Origin of the sequence: Paracidovorax sp. MALMAid1276, assembly GCF_049198005.1 — a bacterium.
GTDB lineage: Bacteria > Pseudomonadota > Gammaproteobacteria > Burkholderiales > Burkholderiaceae_C > Acidovorax.
The window spans coordinates 15233-38908 of the sequence record NZ_JBMIRS010000104.1 but is presented as its reverse complement, the minus strand read 5'-3'; the positions used below and the strand labels follow the sequence as shown (position 1 = coordinate 38908).

20 protein-coding genes and 2 tRNA genes are annotated in these 23676 nt (G+C 64.7%); 7 read left to right on the top strand and 15 right to left on the bottom strand.

What is annotated here, in order from left to right; translation table 11 throughout:
• Positions 1-360: 360 nt before the first annotated feature.
• Both ACOQFS_RS07115 and ACOQFS_RS07110 read right to left on the bottom strand, forming a co-directional pair.
• Complete coding sequence (locus tag ACOQFS_RS07115) at positions 361-1224, bottom strand: NAD(P)-dependent oxidoreductase (protein WP_421562199.1); 864 nt, start codon at positions 1222-1224, stop codon at positions 361-363.
• A 12-nt stretch (positions 1225-1236) separates the two neighbouring features.
• On the bottom strand, positions 1237-1818 hold the full coding sequence (locus ACOQFS_RS07110) for a carboxymuconolactone decarboxylase family protein (protein ID WP_421562198.1): 582 nt from the start codon (positions 1816-1818) through the stop codon (positions 1237-1239).
• A 156-nt stretch (positions 1819-1974) separates the two neighbouring features.
• Here ACOQFS_RS07110 and ACOQFS_RS07105 point away from each other — a divergent pair, with 156 nt between their 5' ends.
• Positions 1975-2913 (top strand): LysR family transcriptional regulator, encoded by a 939-nt coding sequence (locus ACOQFS_RS07105; protein WP_421562197.1) that lies wholly within the window; start codon positions 1975-1977, stop codon positions 2911-2913.
• 76 nt (positions 2914-2989) lie between these two features.
• Here ACOQFS_RS07105 and ACOQFS_RS07100 read toward each other — a convergent pair whose 3' ends face one another.
• The 4 genes from ACOQFS_RS07100 to aceE all read right to left on the bottom strand — a co-directional run bounded on the left by ACOQFS_RS07100 (position 2990) and on the right by aceE (position 10746).
• Positions 2990-4180, bottom strand: a complete 1191-nt coding sequence (locus tag ACOQFS_RS07100) for a Fic family protein (protein ID WP_421562196.1) — start codon at positions 4178-4180, stop codon at positions 2990-2992.
• 217 nt (positions 4181-4397) lie between these two features.
• Entirely contained in the window at positions 4398-6278 is a 1881-nt protein-coding gene (gene lpdA, locus ACOQFS_RS07095) for a dihydrolipoyl dehydrogenase (protein WP_421562195.1), read from the bottom strand.
• 16 nt (positions 6279-6294) lie between these two features.
• Positions 6295-8010, bottom strand: coding sequence for a dihydrolipoyllysine-residue acetyltransferase (gene aceF / locus ACOQFS_RS07090; protein WP_421562194.1), 1716 nt, complete (start codon positions 8008-8010; stop codon positions 6295-6297).
• A gap of 18 nt (positions 8011-8028) precedes the next feature.
• Positions 8029-10746 carry a pyruvate dehydrogenase (acetyl-transferring), homodimeric type gene (aceE, locus tag ACOQFS_RS07085; RefSeq protein WP_421562193.1) on the bottom strand — a complete coding sequence of 906 codons (2718 nt, stop codon included), beginning with the start codon at positions 10744-10746 and terminating at the stop codon, positions 8029-8031.
• A gap of 169 nt (positions 10747-10915) precedes the next feature.
• Between aceE and ACOQFS_RS07080 the strand changes: the two genes are divergently transcribed.
• The 5 genes from ACOQFS_RS07080 to ACOQFS_RS07060 all read left to right on the top strand — a co-directional run bounded on the left by ACOQFS_RS07080 (position 10916) and on the right by ACOQFS_RS07060 (position 17830).
• Complete coding sequence (locus tag ACOQFS_RS07080; protein ID WP_421562192.1) at positions 10916-13474, top strand: PAS domain S-box protein; 2559 nt, start codon at positions 10916-10918, stop codon at positions 13472-13474.
• The gene (locus ACOQFS_RS07075) at positions 13471-14097 is read left to right on the top strand and encodes a response regulator transcription factor (protein WP_218295105.1); all 627 of its coding nucleotides are present in this window, start codon (positions 13471-13473) and stop codon (positions 14095-14097) included. The genes ACOQFS_RS07080 and ACOQFS_RS07075 overlap by 4 nt, the downstream gene beginning before the upstream one ends.
• A gap of 74 nt (positions 14098-14171) precedes the next feature.
• The gene (folD, locus tag ACOQFS_RS07070) at positions 14172-15026 is read left to right on the top strand and encodes a bifunctional methylenetetrahydrofolate dehydrogenase/methenyltetrahydrofolate cyclohydrolase FolD (protein WP_421562191.1); all 855 of its coding nucleotides are present in this window, start codon (positions 14172-14174) and stop codon (positions 15024-15026) included.
• 76 nt (positions 15027-15102) lie between these two features.
• Complete coding sequence (locus ACOQFS_RS07065) at positions 15103-17154, top strand: M3 family metallopeptidase (protein WP_421562190.1); 2052 nt, start codon at positions 15103-15105, stop codon at positions 17152-17154.
• Between the two features lie 19 nt (positions 17155-17173).
• Positions 17174-17830 (top strand): DUF4124 domain-containing protein, encoded by a 657-nt coding sequence (locus tag ACOQFS_RS07060; protein WP_421562189.1) that lies wholly within the window; start codon positions 17174-17176, stop codon positions 17828-17830.
• 113 nt (positions 17831-17943) lie between these two features.
• On the opposite strand, the gene rpiA is transcribed toward ACOQFS_RS07060, so the two are convergent.
• Entirely contained in the window at positions 17944-18639 is a 696-nt protein-coding gene (rpiA, locus tag ACOQFS_RS07055) for a ribose-5-phosphate isomerase RpiA (protein WP_421562188.1), read from the bottom strand.
• A gap of 37 nt (positions 18640-18676) precedes the next feature.
• Here rpiA and ACOQFS_RS07050 point away from each other — a divergent pair, with 37 nt between their 5' ends.
• Positions 18677-19735: a quinone-dependent dihydroorotate dehydrogenase gene (locus ACOQFS_RS07050; protein WP_421562187.1), complete on the top strand. Its 1059-nt coding sequence runs from the start codon at positions 18677-18679 to the stop codon at positions 19733-19735.
• 86 nt (positions 19736-19821) lie between these two features.
• Here the strand turns inward: ACOQFS_RS07050 and ACOQFS_RS07045 are convergent, their stop codons facing one another.
• The 8 genes from ACOQFS_RS07045 to fdx form a co-directional block, all read right to left on the bottom strand.
• Positions 19822-20151, bottom strand: coding sequence for a hypothetical protein (locus ACOQFS_RS07045; RefSeq protein ID WP_421562209.1), 330 nt, complete (start codon positions 20149-20151; stop codon positions 19822-19824).
• A 23-nt stretch (positions 20152-20174) separates the two neighbouring features.
• Positions 20175-20570, bottom strand: a complete 396-nt coding sequence (locus ACOQFS_RS07040; protein WP_421562186.1) for a phage holin family protein — start codon at positions 20568-20570, stop codon at positions 20175-20177.
• Between the two features lie 69 nt (positions 20571-20639).
• Positions 20640-20942, bottom strand: coding sequence for a DUF883 family protein (locus ACOQFS_RS07035; protein ID WP_421562208.1), 303 nt, complete (start codon positions 20940-20942; stop codon positions 20640-20642).
• Between the two features lie 208 nt (positions 20943-21150).
• On the bottom strand, positions 21151-22188 hold the full coding sequence (locus ACOQFS_RS07030) for a histone deacetylase family protein (protein ID WP_421562185.1): 1038 nt from the start codon (positions 22186-22188) through the stop codon (positions 21151-21153).
• A gap of 130 nt (positions 22189-22318) precedes the next feature.
• Positions 22319-22393 (bottom strand) — tRNA-Val (locus ACOQFS_RS07025).
• Positions 22394-22449: 56 nt separating this feature from the next.
• Positions 22450-22524, bottom strand: a tRNA-Val gene (locus ACOQFS_RS07020).
• 37 nt (positions 22525-22561) lie between these two features.
• A complete protein-coding gene (gene dnaQ / locus ACOQFS_RS07015; RefSeq protein WP_421562184.1) occupies positions 22562-23275 on the bottom strand; it encodes a DNA polymerase III subunit epsilon in 714 nt (237 codons plus the stop codon).
• 27 nt (positions 23276-23302) lie between these two features.
• Positions 23303-23641, bottom strand: coding sequence for an ISC system 2Fe-2S type ferredoxin (gene fdx, locus ACOQFS_RS07010; protein ID WP_421562183.1), 339 nt, complete (start codon positions 23639-23641; stop codon positions 23303-23305).
• Positions 23642-23676: the final 35 nt, after the last annotated feature.

The window sequence follows — 23676 nt, the reverse complement described above, 5'->3', positions numbered from 1 at the left end:
GCTGGACTGGCAGGGGTGCCCTGCGGCTTCAAGGCACTTGGGATTGTGACCGGTTCGCATCGACCCACACGCCACTTCAATCCATCGTCGAAGGCGCAGCTGAAAAATTGAATAAAAACAGCCTCCAGCGCTTTATAGATAAGCGCTGGCAGCTATTATTTTGATAGCCAACACCCCTGCGCTGCCCCGCAGAGGCGCCACTGGCGGCGCCGCAAACCCCGAGAGCTCCGCTCCCCTGCGGTTGGTATTCTCAAAGCCCTGGCGTGCTAAGCCTACACGGGCGAACACCCGCATGGGCTGACAAGGGGGCGCGAAGCAACCGGCAAATGCCCGCAACAGTTCACCCCCGGAAGACCCATTTCACGCGAACACGGCCGCGATGCCGCTCACATGGGCGCTGCCAAGACTTCGCTGCTGCGCGCGTTGAAACGCCGCGCGCGCCGCGCTGGCGCCAGGCAGGTCGGCCCCGCTGACCCGGCCGGTGTCGAGCAGGTAGGCCAAGTCTTTCTCGATCAGGTCGATGGTGAACAAGGGCGTCGTGTTGCCGGCCGCCATCATCCTGGCGGCCCCGGCAACGGGCGCCGCCACGATGGGGAACTCCGCCAGCAGATCCGCCGCCTGCGCTGCCGGGCAGCCATTGCGGGCGAGAAAGCCCAGCAGTTCGGCCAGACTGAGCAACTGCGCGGCAAACAAGGCGTTGGCAGCGAGTTTCAGCACCGCGCCCTGGCCGATGGCCCCCACGTGCAGCACCTTGGCCGCCATGGCGCCGAGCACAGGGCGGGCCTGCTCCAGCGTGTCGGCCTCGCCCCCCACCATCAGGATCAGTTGAGCGACTTCGGCCTGGGGCCGGGACCCTGCCACCGGGGCATCCAGCATTTGCGCGCTGCGGCTTTGCGCCGCTTCGGCAAGCTGCCGTACCCAGCCCGGCGTGACGGTGGAACATTCCACCGCGATAGCGCCGGGCCGCAAGCCGGCCACCGCCCCCGTCGCCCCATCCAGCCAGACAGCGCGCGCGGCCGCGTCGTCGGTGACCATGGAGATCACGATGTCCGCGCCTTGGGCTGCGTCGCGCGGAGTCGCCGCCAGCGCGGCGCCCACCGTAAGCAGCGGCGCCGCCTTGGCAGGGTTCCGGTTCCACACGGTGACGCGGTGGCCTGCCTTGACGAGCTGCGTGGCCATGCGGGTGCCCATGGCACCCAGTCCCAGAAATGCAATGTGTTGCATGGCGTGCATGCCTCAACCTGCAAGGGCGCGGTTGCGCGGAGCGACCCAGCCGAGTGCGGGGTCGGCCATGAAGTCTTCTTTCGGGGTCTTGGTCAGGTGGTTGGTGTAGTTGGAGATGGTCTTGGTCGCCGCAATCGTCACGACTTCCAGCACCTGGGCCTTGCTGAAGCCGGCAGCGATGAAGGCATCCACGGCGGCGCCGTCCACCCCGCCCCGCTCCCGCACGACCGCTTCGGTGAAAACCCGCAAGGCCTGCAGTTTTGGGTCTGGGATGGGCGTGCGGTTGCGCAGAGCGGCGATTGCGGCTTCATCCATCTTCACGGCGCGCGACAAATAGGTGTGCCCGGCGGTGCAGTACTCGCACTCGTGCAGCACATTGACGGCCTGGTAGGCCACCTGCTGCTCGATGGGCGTGAGGGTGGCATGGGCCGCCACCAGGCCGAACAGCGTGTCGTACGCGAGAAGTGCCAGGGGGCTTTCGGCCAGATTGCCGTGCAACCGGGGCACAAAGCCCCAGGCCTGGGCCACCTCGGCCAGTTTCGCCCGGGAGGCTTCCGGGGCGTTGTCGAGGGTGTAGGACGTGAAGATGGTCATGGTTTCTTTCTCAATAGCGACAGCGCAACAGCCCAGCCGAAGCACTGGTTGGATGGCCGCCCACCCATTGCGGGCGACCTGAAACCGGACTCTATTGATGAACAAATAACGGATACAGACGCATTCATTCAGCATTCACGTGCAGATAATGCACGAATGAACACCGACAGCCTGCACCTCTTTGTGGCGGTGGCCCGACGCGGCAGTTTTGCCGCAGTGGCCAAGGAGCTCGACGTGGACCCGTCCTCCGTGTCGCGCGCCATTGCGGACCTGGAGACTGGGCTGGGCCTGCGGTTGTTGCAGCGCAGCACCCGATCGATGACGCTGACCGAAGCGGGAGAAATCTATCTGTCGCGGCTGGAGCCCTTGCTGGACGAGCTGGAGCATGCGCGCGACGCCGCCGCACAGGTCAGCCGGGCGCCGCAGGGTGTGCTGCGCCTGACCGCCTCGGTCACGTTCGGGCAGGTGTGCATCATTCCCCTGCTCGGCGAGTTTCATGCCCGCTTTCCGGGCCTGCAGGTCGAGTGCCTGTTCACCGACACGAACGTAGACCTGGTCGCCGAGCGCGTGGACCTGGCCGTGCGGCTGGCGCCGACCATCGAGGGCGACGTGGTGGTGTCAAAGCTCATGGACACACGCTACGGCGTGTATGCCAGCCCCGGCTATGCAGAACGGCATCCGCCTGTTGTGCGCCCTGCCGACCTGTCCCAGCACCCGGTGCTGCGGTTCAACCTGCGGGCATACCGCACGCACTGGACGTTTCGCGACCCCGAGGGCAACGAGGAGCGCATCGCCATCCAGGGCCACCTGACACTGGCGCCCGCCAGCGCACTGCTGGCAGCCGCTGTCGCCGGCCTGGGACCGGCCCTGCTGCCAGACTGGCTGGTGGCCGACGCGGTCGCCACAGGGCGTCTGGTGCCGCTGCTGCCAGGCTACGCAGCCACCGCCACCACCTTCGATACGGCTGCGTGGCTCGTCTACCCCAGCCGCACCTATCTGCCGAGCAAGGTGCGCGCGATGGCAGATTTCCTGCGCGAGAAACTTCGGGAGGGCGCTGGAGTGCATGCCCACGGGCCCGCGAGGGGCGCGGCGTAATCAGCGGACTGCGGCATCAAAAAGCCACTCTGCGCTTATGCAGCCTTTCTATACAGCTATAAACTTTATAGCCAGATTACGCCCCAGCATCGGCCTCCGCCTCGGGCCACAAACGCGGGAACAGAAAGCGCAGCGCATGTTGCGGCAAGCCAAAGCGCACCTTGCCCTGTGGTGAATCGGACCTCAGCAGCCCGCGCCTGACCAGCGCCCCCAGCGCGTCGGTGGCCGCCCGGTCGCTGATCCCCAGCATGGCCTTGAAGTCGCCGCGCGCCATCTCCTCACCACTCAAGAACAGGTAGTGCAGGCCGCGCAATGACTCTTGCCGCACGCCGGACTTTTCCACGGTGGCTTCAAAAACCAGGCAGGCCTCGATGCGATCTTTGAGAGCGTGGAAGTCGAGCATGCCCTGCATGAAACTCACTTGGTCCTGGCACACCTCCAGAACGTAATTGGCCCAGGCAACCAGCGCCTGCTCGCTCAAATTGCCCCGGCCATCGAGGTCCCCGCGCCGCAGGCTGTCGGCATCGGCAAGGAGGGCGTAATAGCGCTCCGTGCTCCGGGCAAATCCGCGCAAGGGCGACCACAGCCCTCCGGTGTATCCCCATGCACTCAGCAGCGTGTGCGTATGCAGCCGCATGACACGGCCGTTGCCGTCCACAAACGGGTGCACCCAGCCCAGGCGCTGGTGCGCACAGGCCATGCCCACTAGGGCAGCCTCGCCCCTGCGAACCCTGCGGTAAAAGCCGGACCAGCGCTCCAGGAATGGGCCCAGGCTGGCACACGCTGGCGCCACGTGCTGGCCCACCTGGACCTCGCGCTTTCGCAGCTCACCCGGCACGACCGGCTCTCCCTCGTCAGTCAACAGATCACCAGCGGGAAGGCGGCCAAAGAGCGCTTTGTGCAGGGTCTGCACTGCTTCCACGGAATACAGGGCGCGCGCCCCCTCGTCCCCCACGTATTGCTGCTCCAGCGCCACTTCTGCCTCAATGTGAGCAACCGCCATGCGCTGTTTGGCGGCCAGTTTGGCGTCCTTGGAGAAGTCTTTGCGCAGCGCTTGGTCGATCTCGCGGGGGCGCGTGTGCTGGCCCTCAATGCGGTTGGTGTAGTACGAGTTCATGCTGCGCAGCAAGGTGCGCAGCTCGGGCGGCACCCGGGTGCCTGCCAGCAAGGTGGCAGCGCGGGACACATCGTGCGCTTTGGCCAACAGAGGCTCCATGCGCGCATCGGATGGAAGCAAGGGCTCGAATTGATGGGGCGCCGTGTACATAGTCCGATTTTGCCAACTTTGAAATCGTTGTAAATACTTGATTTAATTCATAATTTATCAACTTACTCCAAGATTTTTGCCAACATTTTTGCCGACCTCATTGCGCTGCCCGGTCTCCTTCAGCACAGTTCGGAAGTTCAAAAGAAAAGCCGCGCAGCCCTTTCGGAATCTGCGCGGCCAGCTACTGAATCAATAGCAACCCAGGAGCGCTCTCAGGCTACTTCTTCTGCGGCGGCACATCCGTGCAACTGCCATGCGCAATCTCCGCCGCCATGCCGATGCTCTCGCCCAGCGTGGGGTGCGGGTGGATGGTCTTGCCGATGTCCACCGCGTCTGCGCCCATCTCGATGGCAAGAGCGATCTCACCAATCATGTCGCCCGCATGCGTGCCCACCATGCCGCCGCCGAGGATCTTGCCGTGGCCGTGGGCCTCGGGCGAGTCATCAAACAGCAGTTTGGTGACGCCTTCGTCGCGGCCGTTGGCGATGGCGCGGCCGGAGGCCGTCCAGGGGAACAGGCCCTTTTTGACCTTGATGCCTTGCGCCTTGGCCTGGTCTTCGGTCAGGCCCACCCAGGCCACTTCGGGGTCGGTGTAGGCCACGCTCGGGATCACGCGGGCGTTGAAGGCGGCGGCGGCCAGTTCCTTGTTGCCTTGCAGTTCGCCCGCGATGACTTCGGCCGCCACATGCGCCTCATGCACCGCCTTGTGCGCCAGCATGGGTTGACCCACGATGTCGCCGATGGCGAAGATGTGCGGCACGTTGGTGCGCATCTGGATGTCGACGTTGATGAAGCCACGGTCGGTGACGGCCACACCGGCCTTTTCGGCGGCGATCTTCTTGCCGTTGGGCGTGCGGCCCACGGCCTGCAGGACCAGGTCGTAGGTTTGCGGTGCTGGCGCAGTGCCGCCCTCTTCCGCTGGTGCGAACGTGACCTTGATGCCTTCGGGGGTGGCCTCGGCACCGACGGTTTTCGTCTTCAACATGATGTTGTCGAAGCGCTTAGCGTTCATCTTCTGCCAGATCTTGACCAGGTCGCGGTCGGCGCCCTGCATCAGGCCGTCCATCATTTCCACCACATCGAGGCGCGCGCCCAGCGTGCTGTACACGGTGCCCATTTCCAGGCCGATGATGCCGCCGCCCAGGATGAGCATGCGCTTGGGCACTTCCTTCAGCGCCAGCGCGCCGGTGGAATCGACCACGCGCGGGTCGTCGGGCATGAAGGGCAGGCGCACGGCCTGGCTGCCGGCGGCGATGATGGCCTTCTTGAAGGCGATGACCTTCTTGCTGCCGGTCTTCTCTTGGCCGGTGCCGGTGGTTTCCTCCACTTCGAGGTGGTTGGCGCCCACAAAGGCTCCATAGCCACGCACGGTGGTCACCTTGCGCATCTTGGCCATGGCGGCCAGGCCGCCGGTGAGCTTGCCGATGACCTTCTCTTTGTGGCCGCGCAGCTTGTCGATGTTGACGGCAGGCGCGCCAAAGTCCACGCCCAGGTCGGCCATATGGCTGACTTCGTCCATGACGGCTGCCACATGCAGCAAAGCCTTGGACGGGATGCAGCCCACGTTCAGGCACACGCCGCCCAGGGTGGCGTAGCGCTCGACGATGACGACCTTGAGGCCCAGGTCGGCCGCGCGGAAGGCGGCGCTGTAGCCGCCGGGGCCGCCGCCGAGCACGAGCACGTCGCAGTCCAAGTCGGCCGTGCCGCTGAAGCTGGATGCTTCTATTTTAGGAGCTGCCGGGGCTTTTGCAGCAAGCGCTGGGGCCTGTTTTTGTTCAGATTTTGCTGGTGCTGCCTGTGCTGCAGCTGCCGCAGTGGCTGCCGGTGCCGGTGCGGGTGCAGGCCCCGGGGCGGCGGCGTCCGATGTTTCGAGCGTGAGCACGACGTGGCCCTGGGCGACCTTGTCGCCGAGCTTCACTTTCAGCTCTTTGACCACGCCGGCGTGGCTGGAGGGGATCTCCATGGAGGCCTTGTCGGACTCCACGGTGATCAGGCTCTGCTCGGCCTTGATGGTGTCGCCGGGTCGGACCAGCACTTCGATGACGCCGACCTCGTCGAAGTCGCCGATGTCGGGCACCTGGATGTCGATGATTGCCATGGGTCGTTCCCTCGCGTTACATCACGATGCGGCGGAAGTCCGCCAGCAGCGAGGCAAAGTAGACGTTGAAGCGCGCTGCGGCGGCGCCGTCGATCACGCGGTGGTCCCAGCTGAGCGACAGGGGCAGCATGAGGCGCGGGGCGAATTGCTTGCCGTCCCACTGGGGCTCGATGCTGCTCTTGCACACGCCCATGATGGCGACTTCGGGCGCGTTGATGATGGGCGTGAAGTAACGCCCGCCAATGCCACCCAGCGAGCTGATGGAGAAGCAGCCACCGGTCATGTCGGCCGGGCCGAGTTTGCCGTCGCGCGCCTTCTTGGCGAGGTCGCCCATTTCCTGGCTGATCTGCACGATGCCTTTCTTGTCGGCGTCGCGGATGACGGGCACGACGAGGCCGTTGGGCGTGTCGGCCGCAAAGCCGATGTGGAAGTAGTTCTTCATCACCAGCTGGTCGCCGTCGAGCGAGCTGTTGAACTCGGGAAACTTCTTGAGCGCGGCCACGGCGGCCTTGATCATGAAGGCGAGCATGGTGACCTTGACGCCGCTCTTTTCGTTCTCCTTGTTGAACTGGACGCGGAAGGCTTCCAGGTCGGTGATGTCCGCGTCTTCGTGGTTGGTGACGTGGGGGATGACGACCCAGTTGCGGTGCAGGTTGGCGCCGCTGATCTTCTTGATGCGCGAGAGGTCCTTGCGCTCGACAGGGCCGAACTTGGTGAAGTCGACCTTGGGCCAGGGCAGCAGGTCGAGGCCAACGCCGGAGCCGCCGCCACCACCACCTGCGGGAGCCTTGGCCGCCTGGGCCTGGGTCTGCACCGCGCCTGCCATCACCTGTTTGGTGAAGGCGGCCACGTCGTCTTGCGTGATGCGGCCCTTGGGGCCGGTGCCCTTGACTTCGCCCAGCGGCACGCCCAGTTCGCGGGCGAACTTGCGCACCGAGGGGGATGCGTGGGGCAGGCCGGCGGTGGGGGTGCCAGGCTGGTGCGCGGGGACGGGCGCCGTGGCAGGAGCTGGAGCGGCGGCTGCAGTTTGCGCAGTTGCGGGCGCTGCTGCAGCAGGCGCGGGAGCCGCCTGGGGAGCCGGCGCAGCGGCCGGTGCGGGTGAGGAGGCAGCGGGGGCTGCGGCGCCTTCCAGCACGGCGACCAGGTCGCCGATGTTCACGGTGTCGCCGATCTTGACCTTGAGTTCCTTGAGCACGCCGGCGGCGGGCGACGGGATCTCCATAGAGGCCTTGTCGGACTCGACGGTGAAGAGGGACTGCTCGACCTTGATGGTGTCGCCCACTTTGACCAGCAGTTCGATGACGGCGACGTCCTTGAAGTCGCCGATGTCGGGGACGCGCACTTCGACCGGGCCGGATGCGGCAGGCGCCGCAGGTGCGGCTGCAGCTGCCGGTGCTGGAGCGGGAACTGGAGCGGGTGCTGACGCTTCATTTTTAGGAGCTGCCTGCGCAGGCGCAGCAAGCGCTGGAGCCTGTTTTTGCTCTGCAACCGCGTCTGCCGTTTCCAGCACGACGATGATGGAACCCTGCTTGACCTTGTCGCCCAGGGCGACCTTCACTTCCTTCACGGTGCCCGCGTGGCTCGACGGGATTTCCATCGAGGCTTTGTCCGATTCCACCGTCAGCAGCGATTGCTCGGCCTTGACCGTGTCGCCTGGCTTGACGAGCAGCTCGATCACGCCCACTTCGTCGAAATCCCCGATATCCGGGACCTGAATGTTGACCAATGCCATGGTGTGTCTCCCGGGGTGTTATGCGTACAGCGGGTTGGTCTTGTCTGCGTTGATGCCGTACTTGGCAATGGCTTCGGCGACCTTGGCCGCCGGCACCTTGCCTTCTTCGGACAGCGCCTTGAGTGCCGCCACGACGATGTAGTGGCGGTTGATCTCGAAGTGCTCGCGCAGCTTGCTGCGGAAGTCGCTGCGGCCAAAGCCGTCGGTGCCGAGCACCTTGTAGGTACGGCCGGCAGGAATGAACGAGCGGATCTGGTCCGCGTAGTTCTTCATGTAGTCGGTGGACGCGATCACCGGGCCGGTGGTCTTGGAGAGTTGCTCGGCCACGAAGGACGTGCGCGGCGTTTCGGTGGGGTGCAGCAGGTTCCAGCGCTCCACGTCCTGGCCGTCGCGGGCCAGTTCGTTGAAGCTCGGGCAGCTCCAGATGCCGGCGGCCACGCCCCAGTCCTTTTCAAGCAGCTCTTGGGCAAAGAACGATTCGCGCAGAATGGTGCCGCTGCCCAGCAGCTGCACCGAGGGTGCATCGGCAGCCAGCGCGGGGGCCTGCTTGCACAGGTACATGCCCTTGATGATCTGGTCTTCGGTGCCGGGCTGCAGGCCGGGCATGGCGTAGTTCTCGTTCAGCAGCGTCAGGTAGTAGAAGACGTTTTCCTGGCGCTCGACCATGCGCTTGAGGCCATGGTGCATGATCACCGCGACTTCGTGCGCGAAGGTCGGGTCGTAGCTCACGCAGTTGGGGATGGTGCCGGCCAGGATGTGGCTGTGGCCGTCTTCGTGCTGCAGGCCTTCGCCGTTCAGCGTGGTGCGGCCCGAGGTGCCGCCCAAGAGGAACCCACGCGCCTGCATGTCGCCCGCCGCCCAGGCCAGATCACCGATGCGCTGGAAGCCGAACATCGAGTAGTACACGTAGAACGGGATCATGATCCGGTTGTTCGTGCTGTAGCTGGTGGCGGCAGCGATCCAGCTGGCCATGCCGCCGGCTTCGTTGATGCCTTCCTGCAGGATCTGCCCGGCCTTGTCTTCCTTGTAGTACATCACCTGGTCGCGGTCGACCGGGGTGTACAGCTGGCCCTTGGGGTTGTAGATGCCGATCTGGCGGAACAGGCCTTCCATGCCGAAGGTGCGGGCCTCGTCCACCAGGATGGGCACCACGCGCGGGCCCAGCGCCTGGTCGCGCAGCAGCTGCGTGAGAAAGCGCACATAGGCCTGGGTGGTGCTGATCTCGCGGCCTTCGGCGGTGGGCTCAAGCACGGCCTTGAAGGTGTCGAGCGACGGCACGGTGAAGCTTTCATCGGCCTGCGGGCGGCGCTGCGGCAGGTAGCCGCCCAGGGCCTTGCGGCGCTCGTGCAGGTACTGCATCTCGGGCGTGTCGTCGGCCGGCTTGTAGTAAGGCAGGTCGGCCAGCTGGCTGTCGGGGATGGGGATGTTGAAGCGGTCGCGGATGTACTTGATGTCTTCGTCCGAGAGCTTCTTGGTCTGGTGCACGGTGTTCTTGCCCTCACCGGCCTTGCCCATGCCATAGCCCTTGACGGTCTTGACCAGCAGCACGGTGGGCTGGTTCTTGTGCTCGTTGGCGGCATGGAAGGCGGCGTAGACCTTGGCGGGCTCGTGGCCGCCGCGCCGCAGCTCGAACACTTCTTCGTCGGTCATGTGCTCGACGAGCTTGGCCGTTTCGGGGTATTTGCCGAAGAAGTTCTTGCGCACGAAGGCGCCGTCGTTGGCCTTCATGGCCTGGTAGTCGCCGTCCAGCGTCTCCATCATCAGTTGCTTGAGCTTGCCGGTCTTGTCGCGGCGCAGCAGCTCGTCCCAGCCGTTGCCCCACAGCAGCTTGATCACGTTCCAGCCCGCGCCACGGAATTCGCTCTCCAGCTCCTGCACGATCTTGCCGTTGCCGCGCACGGGGCCGTCCAGGCGCTGCAGATTGCAGTTGATGACGAACACGAGGTTGTCGAGGTTTTCGCGCGCGGCCAGGCCGATGGCGCCCAGCGATTCGGGTTCATCCATCTCGCCGTCGCCGCAGAACACCCACACCTTGCGCTTGGCGGTGTCGGCAATGCCTCGGGCGTGCAGGTACTTGAGGAAGCGCGCCTGGTAGATGGCCATCAGCGGGCCCAGGCCCATGGACACCGTGGGGAACTGCCAGAACTCGGGCATCAGCTTGGGGTGGGGGTAGCTGGACAGGCCCTTGCCGTCCACTTCCTGGCGGAAGCTGTCGAGCTGCTCTTCGGTCAGGCGGCCCTCCAGGTAGGCGCGCGCATAGATGCCGGGCGAGCTGTGGCCCTGGATGTAGAGCAGGTCGCCGCCATGCTTTTCGCTGGCCGCGTGCCAGAAGTGGTTGAACCCGGCGCCGAACATGCTGGCCACCGAGGCGAACGAGCCGATGTGGCCGCCCAGGTCGCCGCCGTCGGCGGGGTTCAGGCGGTTGGCGCGCACCACCATGGCCATGGCATTCCAGCGCATGTAGGCGCGCAGGCGCTTTTCGATCGCGATGTTGCCGGGGCAGTGGGCCTCCTGCTCGGGCTCGATGGTGTTGACGTAGCCGGTGTTGGCAGAGAACGGCAGGTCGATGCTGTTCTGGCGCGCGTGCTCCAGAAGCTGCTCGAGCAGGAAGTGGGCGCGCTCCGGCCCCTCCTTGTCGATCACGGCGGACAGCGCGTCCATCCATTCACGGGTTTCTTGCTGGTCGGCGTCGGTGCCAATGCCGAAACCGGCCTGAGGGTCGGGCTGTGCTGACATGCTTGTGTCTCCTGTAGAAGTAGCAGCAATTTAGTACGTTGCCCCTAGTTTCCCACAAAAACCCTCAATTTCAAATTGTGCCCATTCATTTCATAATGCAGTAAATTGCTGCAGCTGCACATAAGTTGCTCGCGCGTTGGGGCCACCACCGCTCACCTACACTCCGCAGATGGATTCGCAGCTGCCTTCTTCCTCGGCCAACACGGTCGTTTCCGCACCGGCACGCTGGTGGCGCAAATGGTGGCGCGGCTTGTCCCCCACGCGGCAGGACCGCTTTGCCGCATTGGCGCCGCTGGCCGCCGTGCTGATGTTTCTGGCGGCCATCATTGCGGCCTTCTGGTATTTGCGTGCCGAGGAGGCCGAGCGCGAGCAGGAAGCCCTGCGGCGCGACGTGGAATACGCCCAACAGCGCGTGCGCCTGCGGCTGCTGGAGCGCCAGGAGCAGCTGATGCGTATCGCGCGCGATCTGTCCAACCAGGAGCTGGAGCGCGCCGACTTCGTGAGCCGGGCCGAGACGCTCATCAGCCAATACCCGGAGCTGCAGGCCATCACCTGGATCGACGAGCGCCGCCGCATACGGGCCAGCCACGCGGCCCCCACGCTGGCCAGCAATGAACTGCGCATCGCCGGCGAAGTGCTCAAGCCCGGCGAGACCGCCGACACCTTTGGCCTGGCCCGCGACCTGCAGCAGCCGGTGTATTCACAGCCCGCAGCCACCAGCGGCGACTCTGCGCCGCTGCTGCAGCTGCAGGTGCCGCTGAACAACCAGGGCAAGTTCAGCGGCGTGGTGCTGGGCGAATATTCCATCGACAGCCTGCTGCGCTATGGCACCCCCACCGAGGTGCTGGCCCGCTATGCCGTGACCCTGCTGGACGGCAAGAACCAGGTGCTGGCGGGCACCCCCCTGGCCCCGCGCAACCCGGCCACCCAGCTGCTGCCCTGGACGCCCCGGGCCAATGAATACGAAGTGCCCGTCTCGCCCGTGGGCAATGGCCTGGTGCTGAAGGCCCAGGCCTATCGCACCTCGCTGGGCGTGGTGGGCAGCGGGCTGTTCTGGCTGGTGGGCACCTTGAGCGCCATGACGGCCTGGATGCTGATCGCGACCTGGCGCCACACCCGCCGCCGCATGCAGGCGCAGCAGGCGCTGGTGGCGGAGACGAACTTCCGCCGTGCGATGGAAAACTCCATCCTCACGGGCATGCGCGCGCTCGATCTGGAAGGCCGCATCACCTACGTGAACGCCGCCTTCTGCCAGATGACGGGCTGGAGCGAGGCCGAACTGGTGGGGCTGAAGGCGCCCTTCCCCTACTGGCCCGAGTCCGACCACGAGGCGCTGCACGCCAAGCTGCGCGACGAACTCAGCGGCAAGACCATCGTCGGCGGATTCCAGGTGCGCGTGCGGCGCAAGAGCGGCACGCTGTTCGATGCGCGGCTGTATGTGTCGCCGCTGATCGACGCGCACGGCCAGCAGACGGGCTGGATGACGTCGATGACCGACATCACCGAGCCCAACCGCATCCGCGAGCAGCTCTCGGCTTCGCACGAGCGCTTCACCATCGTCCTGGAGTCGCTGGACGCGTCGGTGTCCGTGGCACCGCTGGGCAGCGAGGAGCTGCTGTTTGCCAACAAGCTCTACCGACAGTGGTTTGGCTCGCAAACCACGGGCCACCTGCAGCTGGTGGCGCAGGCCGGCGTGGTGCCCGTGGCAGGCTCCAACCATTCGGGCATGGACGACGAGGACGGCCTGATGGGCCTGCCCACCGACCCGCTGACCAGCGCGCGCACCGAAAACGCCGAAATCTACCTGCCCGATCTGGGCAAATGGCTGGAAGTGCGCTCGCGCTACCTGAACTGGGTGGACGGCCGGCTGGCGCAAATGGTGATCGCCACCGACATCACGCCCCGCCGCCTGGCCGAAGAGCAGGCCGAACGCCAGGCCGAGCGCGCGCAGTCGGTCAGCCGCCTGATCACCATGGGTGAGATGGCATCGAGCGTGGCGCACGAGCTGAACCAGCCGCTCACGGCCATCAACAACTACTGCAGCGGCATGGTCTCGCGCATCCAGAGCGGGCAGCTCACCGAAGAAGCCCTGCTCACCGCCCTGCAGAAGACGGCGCACCAGGCGCAGCGTGCGGGCCAGATCATCCAGCGCATCCGCTCCTTCGTGAAAAAGAGCGAGCCCAACCGCGCGCTGGCCGACGTGCACTCCATGGTCAACGAAGCCGTGGAGCTGGCCGACATCGAACTGCGCCGCCACAACGTGCGCCTGACGCACTATGTGGCCGCACGCCTGCCGCCCGTGATGGCCGACACCATCCTGATCGAGCAGGTGCTGGTGAACCTGATGAAGAACGGCGCGGAATCCATCCAGCACGCCAACCGACCTGTGGCCGGCCGCAGCGTGGAGCTGCGCGTGGTGCCCAAAACCGTGGATGACCGCCAGGTGGTGGAGTTTTCGGTGCAGGACACGGGCAAGGGCCTGGCGCCCGAGGTGCTGGAACGTTTGTTCGAAGCCTTCTTCTCCACCAAGCAGGAAGGCATGGGCATGGGCCTCAATCTGTGCCGCAGCATCGTCGAATCGCACCAGGGCAGGATGCAGGCGGAGAACATCTACAATGGCCCGGAGGTCATCGGCTGCAGGTTCTCCTTCTGGCTGCCGCTTGCCAAGCCTGCTGATGCCACTACAAATTCTGTAGCAAATACTCAAAACCCAAGGACCATTGCATGAGCTTGATTCCGAAAAAAGGCACTGTCTACGTTGTGGATGACGATGAGGCAGTTCGCGATTCCCTGCAGTGGCTGCTGGAAGGCAAGGACTACCGGGTACGCTGCTTTGATTCGGCCGAGACCTTCCTGTCGCGCTACGACCCGCGCGAGGTCGCCTGCCTGATCGTGGACATCCGCATGGGCGGCATGACGGGCCTGGAGCTGCAGGACCGGCTCATCGAGCGCAAGTCGCCCCTGCCCATCGTGTTCATCACCGGCCACGGCGACGTGCCCATGGCCGTGAACACCATGAAGAAAGGCGCGCTGGACTTCATCCAGAAGCCCTTTGACGAGGAAGAACTGGTGGGCCTGGTCGAGCGCATGCTGGACCACGCCCGCGAGGCCTTCGCCGGCTACCAGCAGGCCGCCAGCCGCGACGCCCTGCTCTCCAAGCTAACCAGCCGCGAAGCCCAGGTGCTCGAACGCATCGTGGCCGGCCGCCTGAACAAGCAGATCGCCGACGACCTGGGCATCAGCATCAAGACCGTGGAGGCGCACCGCGCCAACATCATGGAAAAGCTCAACGCCAACACCGTGGCCGATCTGCTCAAGATCGCGCTGGGACAAAACGCACCGAAGGCCTGATTGCTCATTTTTTGATAGCTGAAAGCGCTTACCAGATAAGCGCTGAAGCCATTTTTGACTGATATTTTCTTTTCATGACTGCCCAACTCATCGACGGCAATGCCCTGTCTCGCCAACTGCGTGCCGATGTCGCACAGCGCGCCGCTGCCCTGAAATCCCGCGGCGTCACGCCCGGCCTGGCGGTGGTGCTGGTGGGCGACAACCCGGCCAGCCAGGTCTACGTGCGCAACAAGGTCAAGGCCTGCGAAGACAGCGGGCTGCACTCGGTGCTGGAGAAATACGACGCCGACATGACGGAAGCTGCGCTGCTTGCGCGTGTCGAGGCGCTCAACAACGATCCGTCCATCCACGGCATCCTGGTGCAGCTGCCCCTGCCCAAGCACATCGATGGGCAGAAGGTCATCGAAGCGATCTCGCCCGCCAAGGATGTGGACGGCTTTCACATTGCCAGTGCGGGCGCGCTGATGACCGGCATGCCCGGCTTCTGGCCCTGCACGCCATACGGCTGCATGAAGATGCTGGAGAGCATCGGCTACAGCCTCAAGGGCAAGCACGCCGTGGTCATCGGCCGCAGCAACATCGTGGGCAAACCCATGGCGCTGATGCTGCTGGGGCAGAACGCCACCGTCACCATCTGCCACAGCGCCACGCAGGATCTGAAGGCGCAGACGCTGCAGGCCGACGTGATCGTGGCCGCCGTGGGCAAGCGCAACGTGCTGACGGCCGACATGGTCAAGCCCGGCGCCGTGGTGATCGACGTGGGCATGAACCGCAACGACGAGGGCAAGCTGTGCGGCGATGTCGACTTTGACGGCGTCAAAGAGGTGGCCGGCTGGATCACCCCCGTTCCCGGCGGGGTTGGCCCCATGACCATTACCATGCTGCTCGTGAACACTCTCGAAGCCGCCGAGCGCACGGCCGCTGGCTGAACAGCGCGCCCTGGGCGACGCCGTCCCGGCTGCTTTGCAACTTGAACCTGTGCCACCCGGCGCCATCTGACTCCGCATGAGCAACGCCCTTCTCGACTTCTCCGACCTCCCTCCGTTCGATCGCATCGCGCCGCAGCATGTGGCCCCCGCGATGGACGTACTGCTGGAGCGTGCCAACCAGGCGCTGGAGACGGTCACCGCGCCCGACTTCCCTGCCCGCTGGGAAGACATCGCCCAGGTGCTGGATGTGGCGACCGAGCAGCTCGGCACCGCCTGGGGCGCCGTGAGCCACCTCAACAGCGTCGCCGACACGCCCGAGCTGCGTGCCGCGTACAACGCTGCACTGCCGCGCGTCACCGAGTTCTGGACCCGGCTGGGCGCGGACGAGCGCCTGTATGCCAAGTACAAGGCCATCGACCCCGCCACGCTGACGGCGGAGCAGCGCCAGGCGCATTCGAATGCCGTGCGCAATTTCGTGCTCAGCGGTGCAGAGCTCACCGGGCCTGCCAAAGAGCGATTCGCCCAGATCCAGGAACGCCAGGCCGAGCTGAGCCAGAAGTTCAGCGAAAACGCGCTGGACGCGACGGACGCGTTTGCCTACTACGCATCGGCCGATGAACTCGAAGGCGTGCCTTCCGATGTGCAACAGGCGGCGCTGGCGGCTGCCCAGGCCGAAGGCAAGGCGGGCTACAAGCTCACGCTCAAGATGCCGTGCTACCTGCCGGTGATGCAGTTTGCCGCGCGCAGCGATTTGCGCGAGAAGCTCTACCGTGCCTACGTCACGCGCGCTTCGGACCAGGCCGAGGGTGACGCCCGCAAGTTCGACAACACGGCGCTGATCGGCGAGATCCTCGCGCTGCGCCGCGAAGAGGCCCGGCTGCTCGGCTACGCCAACTTCGGCGAAGTGTCCGTGGTGCCCAAGATGGCCAAGTCCCCCGCCGAAGTCGTCGGCTTCTTGCGCGACCTGGCGCGGCGCGCCCGCCCCTACGCGCAAAAGGACGTAGCCGACCTGCGCGCCTTTGCACAGGAGCATCTGGGCCTTGCGTCACCGCAGTCCTGGGACTGGCCCTACATTTCCGAAAAGCTCAAGGAAGCGCGCTACGCCTTCAGCGAGCAGGAGGTCAAGCAGTACTTCACCGCACCCAAGGTGCTGGCCGGGCTTTTCAAGATCATCGAAACCCTGTTCGAGGTGTCCATCCGCCGCGACTCGGCGGCCGTATGGCACCCCGCCGTGGAGTTCTACCGCATCGAGCGCCAGGGCCAATTGGTGGGCCAGTTCTATCTGGACCAGCCCGCGCGCACCGGCAAGCGCGGTGGTGCCTGGATGGACGATGTGCGGGCCCGCTGGCAACGCCCGGACACTGGCCGGCTGCAGACACCGGTCGCCCATCTGGTGTGCAATTTTGCCGAGGGTGTCGACGGCAAGCCGCCGCTGCTGACACACGACGATGTAATCACCCTCTTCCACGAGTTCGGACATGGTCTGCACCACATGCTGACCCAGGTGAACGAGCGCGATGTTTCTGGCATCAGTGGGGTGGAATGGGACGCGGTGGAACTGCCGAGCCAGTTCATGGAAAACTTCTGCTGGGAGTGGGATGTGCTGCGCCACATGACGGCCCACGTGGACACCGGCGCGCCGCTGCCGCGCGAGTTGTTCGAGAAGATGATTGCGGCCAAGAACTTCCAAAGCGGCATGCAGACCCTGCGCCAGATCGAGTTTGCTCTGTTCGACATGCTGCTGCACACCGAGCACGATCCTGCCGACGACTTCATGCCCTTGCTGACCCAGGTGCGCAACGAGGTCGCCGTGCTGGAACCGCCCGAGTTCAGCCGCACGGCCCACACCTTCAGCCACATCTTTGCCGGCGGATATGCGGCGGGCTACTACAGCTACAAATGGGCCGAAGTGCTGAGCGCCGACGCCTATGCCGCGTTTGAAGAAACCGCTGGCAGCGACGGCCTGCCGAGCACCGAAACCGGTCGCCGCTACCGCGAGTCCATCCTGGAAGCGGGTGGCAGCCGCCCAGCCATGGAATCCTTCATCGCCTTCCGCGGCCGCGAGCCCAGCCTGGACGCGCTGCTGCGCCACCAGGGCATGGCCGAGGAAGCCGCAGCGCCCCTATGAACTGAGGAGATCGTCCACCATGCCCAAGCCGCTGTCCGCCCCATTGCTCGCGTCCATGCTGATGGCCATGGCGTGCAGCGTTGCACAGGCACAAGCCGTCTACCGCATCGTCGGCCCTGACGGCAAGGTCACGTTTTCTGACCGCCCGCCGGCGGACGCCTCGGCGCAGCAGGCCCAAACCACCGGCACAGGCCCCGCCGCGCCGAACGCCGAGCTGCCCTTGGCGCTGCGCCAACCCGCCACACGCTATCCCGTCACCCTGTACACCGGCACGGATTGCGCGCCCTGCGCCAGTGCGCGCAACATGCTGGTCGCGCGTGGTATCCCGTTCACAGAACGCACGGTGACCACCAACGAGGACATCGATGCGTTTCAACGTCTGAGCGGTGCCTCCAGCCTGCCCTTCGGCACCATCGGCAAGCAGCAGCTCGCAGGGTTCTCCGACAGCGAATGGACGCAGTACCTCGACGCGGCGGGGTATCCCAAGCAGTCTGAGCTGCCCCCCAATTACCGCAGGCCCGCCGCCACCCCGCTGGTGGCGGTCAGCAAGGCGGCCACGCCTGCAGCGGCCACAGCTTCGGCCCCCCCGTCGCGCGCCCAGGCCCAGCGGCAGCGCCCGCCCGCACCGGTGAACGAAGGCCCCACCCCCAGCAACCCGGCAGGCATCCGCTTCTAGTGCACTGAACCCAAACCATCGCCGAAGCGCCGCATGGGGCGGCGAACAGCCCGGTGAATGAAAAAAGGGAGTCTCAAAGACTCCCTTTTTTAGCTGCAAGGCAGCACCGACCATCAGTACGTCAGCGTCTTCACGCCCTGCGCCGTGCCCAGCAGACACACCGAGGCCTTCTGGTGCGCAAACACGCCCACGGTCACCACCCCGGGCCACTGGTTCACATCCGACTCGAATGCCAGTGGGTCCGCAATGGTCAAGCCCTTCACGTCCAGAATGTGCTGGCCGTTGTCGGTGACCAGCGGTTCGCCGTCCTTCTTCAGTCGCAGGCTGGCTTGCGCACCCAGGGCTTCAAACCGGCGAGCAATGTGGCTGGCGGCCATGGGGATGACTTCCACAGGCAGCGGAAACCGCCCCAGCGCTGAAACAAGCTTGGACTCATCGGCGATGCAGACAAAGCGGGCGGCCAGCGCGGCCACGATCTTTTCGCGGGTGAGGGCTGCGCCCCCACCCTTGACCATGTGGCCTTGGCCGTCGATCTCGTCCGCGCCATCGATGTAGACAGAGAGCGCCGGGACGTCATTGGCGTCCAGAACAGGTATGCCCAGGGCCTTCAGCCGTTCGGTGCTGGCAACCGAGCTGGATACGGCGCCCTTGATCTGGTCCTTGATGGTGGCCAAGGCGTCGATGAACTTGTTGACGGTGGAGCCGGTGCCAACCCCCACGATTTCGCCGGGCACCACGTATTGCAGTGCGGCCTGGCCGACCAGGGTCTTGAGTTCGTCTTGTGTCAGTGCGGAAGGAGTCGTCGTCATGGGAGAAAATCTGGGGTGATCCCCGAATTATCTCCCCATGTCGCTCATCCCTTACGCCCTCACCCGCCCCTTTCTGTTCGGCATGGACGCCGAAGCCGCCCACGAACTCACGATGGACATGCTCGCACGCGGGCAACGCACGCCCCTGCAGTGGGCGTGGTGCAATGAAACGGTGGAAGACCCTGTCACCCTGGCAGGACTCACTTTTCCGAACCGCGTCGGCATGGCGGCCGGCCTGGATAAGAATGCGCGCTGCATCGATGCGCTGGGCGCCATGGGCTTCGGGTTTGTGGAAGTAGGCACCGTGACACCCAAGGGCCAGCCCGGCAACCCCAAGCCACGCATGTTTCGCCTGCCGGAAGCCCGGGCGCTGATCAACCGGCTGGGCTTCAACAACGAGGGGCTGGACGCGTTCCTGCACAACGTTCAGCAGGCGCAGTTCCGCCGACAGGCCCGCCAGCACCGCATGCTTCTCGGCCTCAATATCGGCAAGAACGCCGCCACCCCCATTGAGAAAGCCACGGACGACTACCTCACGTGCCTGGAGGGGGTGTACCCGCACGCGGACTACGTCACCGTGAACATCAGCTCGCCCAACACGCAGAACCTGCGGGCTCTGCAGAGCGACGCAGCGCTGGACGCCTTGCTGGGCGCGATGGCACAGCGGCGCGAAACGCTTGCCGATCGACACGGCCGCAGGGTCCCGGTGTTTGTGAAGATTGCGCCTGACCTGGAAGACGCTCAAGTGGCCGTGATTGCGTCGACCCTTCAGCGCCATGGCATGGACGGAGTCATCGCTACCAACACGACCATCGGTCGCACAGCGGTGCAGGGACTGCGGCATTCGGAGGAGGCCGGTGGGCTGAGCGGCGCTCCGGTGCTGGAAGCCAGCAACCAGGTCATCCGGCAGCTGCGCGCAGCTCTTGGAAGCAACTTTCCCATCATCGGTGTGGGAGGCATCATGAGCGCACAGGATGCGGTGAGCAAGATCCGCGCGGGTGCCGACGTGGTGCAGATCTACACAGGCCTCATCTATGAAGGCCCGGCCCTCGTCGCCAAGGCTGCCAAGGCCATCAAGGCGATGCGTGCGACCTGATCGCTGATCTGCCTGCTACCCGCAAAAAAGCGAAGCCCTGATGACAGGGCTTCGCAGTTGCGGTTACGCGTTTGTCTGCGCAACAGCTACATGGCCTTGCGCCGCAGCCGAAGGACCCACGGCAGCACCACACCCGCCCAGCGGATGATCCTGCGTGGTCCTGCGACCACCGCCCCGGCTGCGACCGCAGCCACCGCGATGGGATGGGCACGGGCAAAACCAGCCACACGCAACAGCGTGGATTCGTCCACGCCACCGGGAAGGGACGACTGCCCCTCCGCCAGCGCCAGCGACTGGGCCCGTGCGGCGCGCCGAGCGCGCAAGCGCTCGCGCTGCGCGGCGATGCGCTCCAGCACCTGCTGTTGTTCCGGCGATGCCGCAAACGCAGGCCTGCCGGACGCGAGCCCTTGAGACACCGATGAGTTTGCGTTGTCAGGGGTCACAAACGCTCCTTGATTTCTTGCCAGTCCTGCTTCAGTTCACGGCGGGTGAGCGCAAATCCATCGCTTGCACGCTGCGCCACGGCCACCAGAGACGCCAGCGCAGCGACCCACCCCAGCGTCCAGACGGCGGCCACCAGCCAGCCCACCAGCGTGCGCTGGGGTGTGTCCCAAAAATGGACAACCACCGCAAGCGACAACATGATCAGCGCCACAACGGTGAGGCCGCCCACGAGCACCGTGAGAACCAGCAACTGCTGCAGCCGTCTCTTTTGGTCTTGCCACTCAAGGCGGGCAAGCTCCATCCGGTCTTCAACGGCAATGGCCCCTTCGATGATGCTTGCGCGCCATCGATTCACCAGAGATTCAAGCCCCAGCAGCGCAAGCCAGTTCATGCCCCACCCCCTCGACAAGCGTAGATGGGGTGGCGCGAGCGCTTCAACAAGGTCGCCGCAGCCATTCGATCAGCGGCGCGCCAGCAAAAAGCCCACCAGAGCGCCAACGGCAAGCGCTGCACCCGCGACACGCCAGGGCTCGTCGTGTGCGTAGCGGTCCGCAGCGATTGCGGCATCCTTGGCCTGGCGTGCTGCGTCCTGTGCAGCACGCACCGCGGAATCACGAACATGGTGCATGCCGTCATCCAGGCGCTGGCGCAACAGCTTGATCTCTGGCACCGTGTCGAGATCCTTGTTGGCCAGAAGCCCGCGCAAATCAGAAACCAGCTTTTCCAGTTCGCCCTGGGTGGTGTTGGTGTCAGAAGCAGTCATACAAGCCTTTCTTCGTTTATGGAAATGGTCGATTGGTCGCTGCAAGAGGACCGTCATTCATCTTAGCCACCAGCAACGCCGACGCTCCGTAGGACGGGGACGCGTATCGTTACAGATTGCAAGTCATCTTGCCTGCACCGCACTCTGGATGCAAGCAAGACGTGGAATCGAAGGAACAAGTTAATGCAGCCGGTTGCCGCCCCGACCGCTAAGCACCTTCGAATCCATCGAGCACATTGACTGCATTCGTACCCAGCTCTGATGCCGCGTAGCCCCCTTCCAGCACGAACACCGTCGGCAAGCCGAGCCTGCCCAACCGCACGCCCACGCGCGTGAAATCGGAAGAAGCCAAGGCAAAACGCGAGATGGGATCTCCCTCGAAGGCATCGAGCCCGAGCGATACCACCAGTGCGTCTGCACCGTATCGCGCGATCCGCACGCATGCCTGCTCCAGAGCCTCCATCCAGCCGGCGACCGTCGTACCGGCGGGCATGGGCAGGTTCAGGTTGTAGCCGGCGCCTGGCCCACGTCCGGTTTCGTCTGCATGCCCCAGGAAGAAGGGGTATTCGGTTCGCGGATCTCCGTGCAGGCTGACGAATAGCACGTCGTCACGGTCGTAAAAGATGCTCTGCGTGCCATTGCCGTGGTGGTAGTCCACATCCAGCAGCGCCACACGGGCGGCGCCTTCGTTGCGCATCAATTGCGCAGCCACCGCCGCGTTGTTGAGAAAGCAGTATCCGCCCATGAAGTCTGGCCCCGCATGGTGGCCCGGTGGCCTCGTGCAGCAAAACGCGGCCCGCTCGCCCCTTGCCACTCGCAGCGCTGCACTAGCGGCCGCATCGGCGCCTGCCTTCGCGGCAGCCCAGGTACCTGCAGCCATCGGCGTACCGTTGTCCATGGAATACAAGCCGAGCTTGGCCACGAAATTTTCGGGCTCCACATCGTTGCGCAACGTCCGTACCGGCCAGACGGAAGGAAACGGCTGCAGCTCCGAATGCGCAGGGTTGAGCGCAAGCCACTGTGACCACGCCGTCTGCAGGAATGCGAGATAGCGCGGCGCGTGAACCTGCCCAAGCACAGCTGAACTGTCAACGTCGGGCGCCAACATCGGGTGCCCGCGCTTGCCCAGTGCGTCTTCCACGTATTCCACGCGCTGCGGCTTCTCGAAGCACGGCACGCGCTCGCCGCGATAAAACTCGTGAACGGGTGCATGCCCCAGGTGCAAGGGATTGTGAAATGTGATCATGGAGGGGAATGGGCTGAAAGCCAGCGCAATGAGCGCACCACTTTATCCCGCAAGGACCCGGGTGTCCGCATCAGGCTGGGCGCCAAAAGCAAAAAACCCCTGCGGCCGGAGGCCGAAGGGGTTTGAAATTTGGTGGGTGATACATGGATCGAACATGTGACCCCTGCCGTGTGAAGGCAGTGCTCTACCGCTGAGCTAATCACCCTGGGTGCACGCCTTGTAGAAAGTACAAGGAAACCGCACGAGGTCCTGTCGAAAGCGTGGTGGGTGATACATGGATCGAACATGTGACCCCTGCCGTGTGAAGGCAGTGCTCTACCGCTGAGCTAATCACCCTTGTCGCTGCGACAGCCTTCTATTATGGCACAGCTTTTCAAGCGGTTTGAGCAGCACGCCAAATTGTTTTGCCACCGCTCGCTTTGTCGATCTGGGTGAGCACGTCGGCATGCGCCGCAAGCTCCTGCTCGCTCGCCTTCAAAACAGGAAGCGCCAGACTGCGCAGATCAATGCTGGCGACCTTCACCCCCCCTGCCACGTCCTGCACGTCATCGGCGATCAGCAGCGCGTCCTGTCCACGGGTGAGATTGATATAGACATCGGCGAGCAGTTCGGCGTCCAGCAAGGCGCCATGCAGCGTGCGGCCAGAGTTGTCCACGCCCAGGCGGTCGCACAGCGCGTCAAGCGAATTGCGCTTGCCCGGATACATTTCCTTGGCCATCGCCAGGGTGTCCGTCACGCTCTCGACAAAGTTTCGGAAGCCCGGGCGCCCCACCAGCTCCAGCTCCTTGTTGAGGAAACCCACGTCGAAAGCGGCGTTGTGGATGATGATTTCGGCGCCCTGCAGATACTGCAGGATGTCGTCCACCACCTCGGCAAACTTTGGCTTGTCCCTCAGGAACTCATTGCTGATGCCATGCACCTTCAGGGCGTCTTCATGGCTGTCCCGCCCGGGGTTGAAATACAGATGCAGGTTGTTGCCGGTGAGCTTGCGGTTGAGCAGCTCCACGCATCCGAGTTCGATGATGCGGTCGCCCCCTTCGGCAGAGAGGCCGGTGGTTTCGGTGTCCAGGACGATTTGGCGTGTCATATCAACGACAGCAGGCGTGAACCTGCCTCAGTGGTTTTCCTTGGCATGGTTGATCGTGTACTTGGGGATTTCCACGGTCAAATCCGTTTGCGCCAGGATCGCCTGGCACGAAAGGCGCGATTGCGGCTCAAGGCCCCACGCACGATCCAGCAGGTCTTCCTCTTCTTCCTCGGCATCGTTGAGCGAAGACAGCCCCTGGCGCACGATGACATGGCAGGTGGTGCATGCACAGCTCATGTCGCAGGCATGTTCGATGTCGATGTCGTTCTCGAGCAGGGCTTCGCAGATGGACGTGCCTGCGGGCGCCGTGATTTCGGCGCCTGCCGGGCAGTACTCGGGGTGGGGAAGGATCTTGATGACGGGCATGGGGCGTTCTTGACTTGATCTACGGGTGCGGCGGC

Bases quoted from the DNA above. Each gene is read 5' to 3' on its own strand.
- ACOQFS_RS07040 (WP_421562186.1), bottom strand. From the start codon at position 20,570: ATGAACTGGCTTGCGCTGCTGGGGCTTGAATCTCTGGTGAATCGATGG.
- ACOQFS_RS07035 (WP_421562208.1), bottom strand. From the start codon at position 20,942: ATGACTGCTTCTGACACCAACACCACCCAGGGCGAACTGGAAAAGCTG.
- dnaQ (WP_421562184.1), bottom strand. From the start codon at position 23,275: ATGACACGCCAAATCGTCCTGGACACCGAAACCACCGGCCTCTCTGCC.
- aceE (WP_421562193.1), bottom strand. From the start codon at position 10,746: ATGTCAGCACAGCCCGACCCTCAGGCCGGTTTCGGCATTGGCACCGAC.
- ACOQFS_RS07105 (WP_421562197.1), top strand. From the start codon at position 1,975: ATGAACACCGACAGCCTGCACCTCTTTGTGGCGGTGGCCCGACGCGGC.
- ACOQFS_RS07050 (WP_421562187.1), top strand. From the start codon at position 18,677: ATGTCGCTCATCCCTTACGCCCTCACCCGCCCCTTTCTGTTCGGCATG.
- ACOQFS_RS07060 (WP_421562189.1), top strand. From the start codon at position 17,174: ATGCCCAAGCCGCTGTCCGCCCCATTGCTCGCGTCCATGCTGATGGCC.
- ACOQFS_RS07115 (WP_421562199.1), bottom strand. From the start codon at position 1,224: ATGCAACACATTGCATTTCTGGGACTGGGTGCCATGGGCACCCGCATG.
- ACOQFS_RS07075 (WP_218295105.1), top strand. From the start codon at position 13,471: ATGAGCTTGATTCCGAAAAAAGGCACTGTCTACGTTGTGGATGACGAT.
- ACOQFS_RS07100 (WP_421562196.1), bottom strand. From the start codon at position 4,180: ATGTACACGGCGCCCCATCAATTCGAGCCCTTGCTTCCATCCGATGCG.
- ACOQFS_RS07110 (WP_421562198.1), bottom strand. From the start codon at position 1,818: ATGACCATCTTCACGTCCTACACCCTCGACAACGCCCCGGAAGCCTCC.
- ACOQFS_RS07030 (WP_421562185.1), bottom strand. From the start codon at position 22,188: ATGATCACATTTCACAATCCCTTGCACCTGGGGCATGCACCCGTTCAC.
- ACOQFS_RS07080 (WP_421562192.1), top strand. From the start codon at position 10,916: ATGGATTCGCAGCTGCCTTCTTCCTCGGCCAACACGGTCGTTTCCGCA.
- lpdA (WP_421562195.1), bottom strand. From the start codon at position 6,278: ATGGCAATCATCGACATCCAGGTGCCCGACATCGGCGACTTCGACGAG.
- aceF (WP_421562194.1), bottom strand. From the start codon at position 8,010: ATGGCATTGGTCAACATTCAGGTCCCGGATATCGGGGATTTCGACGAA.
- folD (WP_421562191.1), top strand. From the start codon at position 14,172: ATGACTGCCCAACTCATCGACGGCAATGCCCTGTCTCGCCAACTGCGT.
- ACOQFS_RS07065 (WP_421562190.1), top strand. From the start codon at position 15,103: ATGAGCAACGCCCTTCTCGACTTCTCCGACCTCCCTCCGTTCGATCGC.
- rpiA (WP_421562188.1), bottom strand. From the start codon at position 18,639: ATGACGACGACTCCTTCCGCACTGACACAAGACGAACTCAAGACCCTG.
- fdx (WP_421562183.1), bottom strand. From the start codon at position 23,641: ATGCCCGTCATCAAGATCCTTCCCCACCCCGAGTACTGCCCGGCAGGC.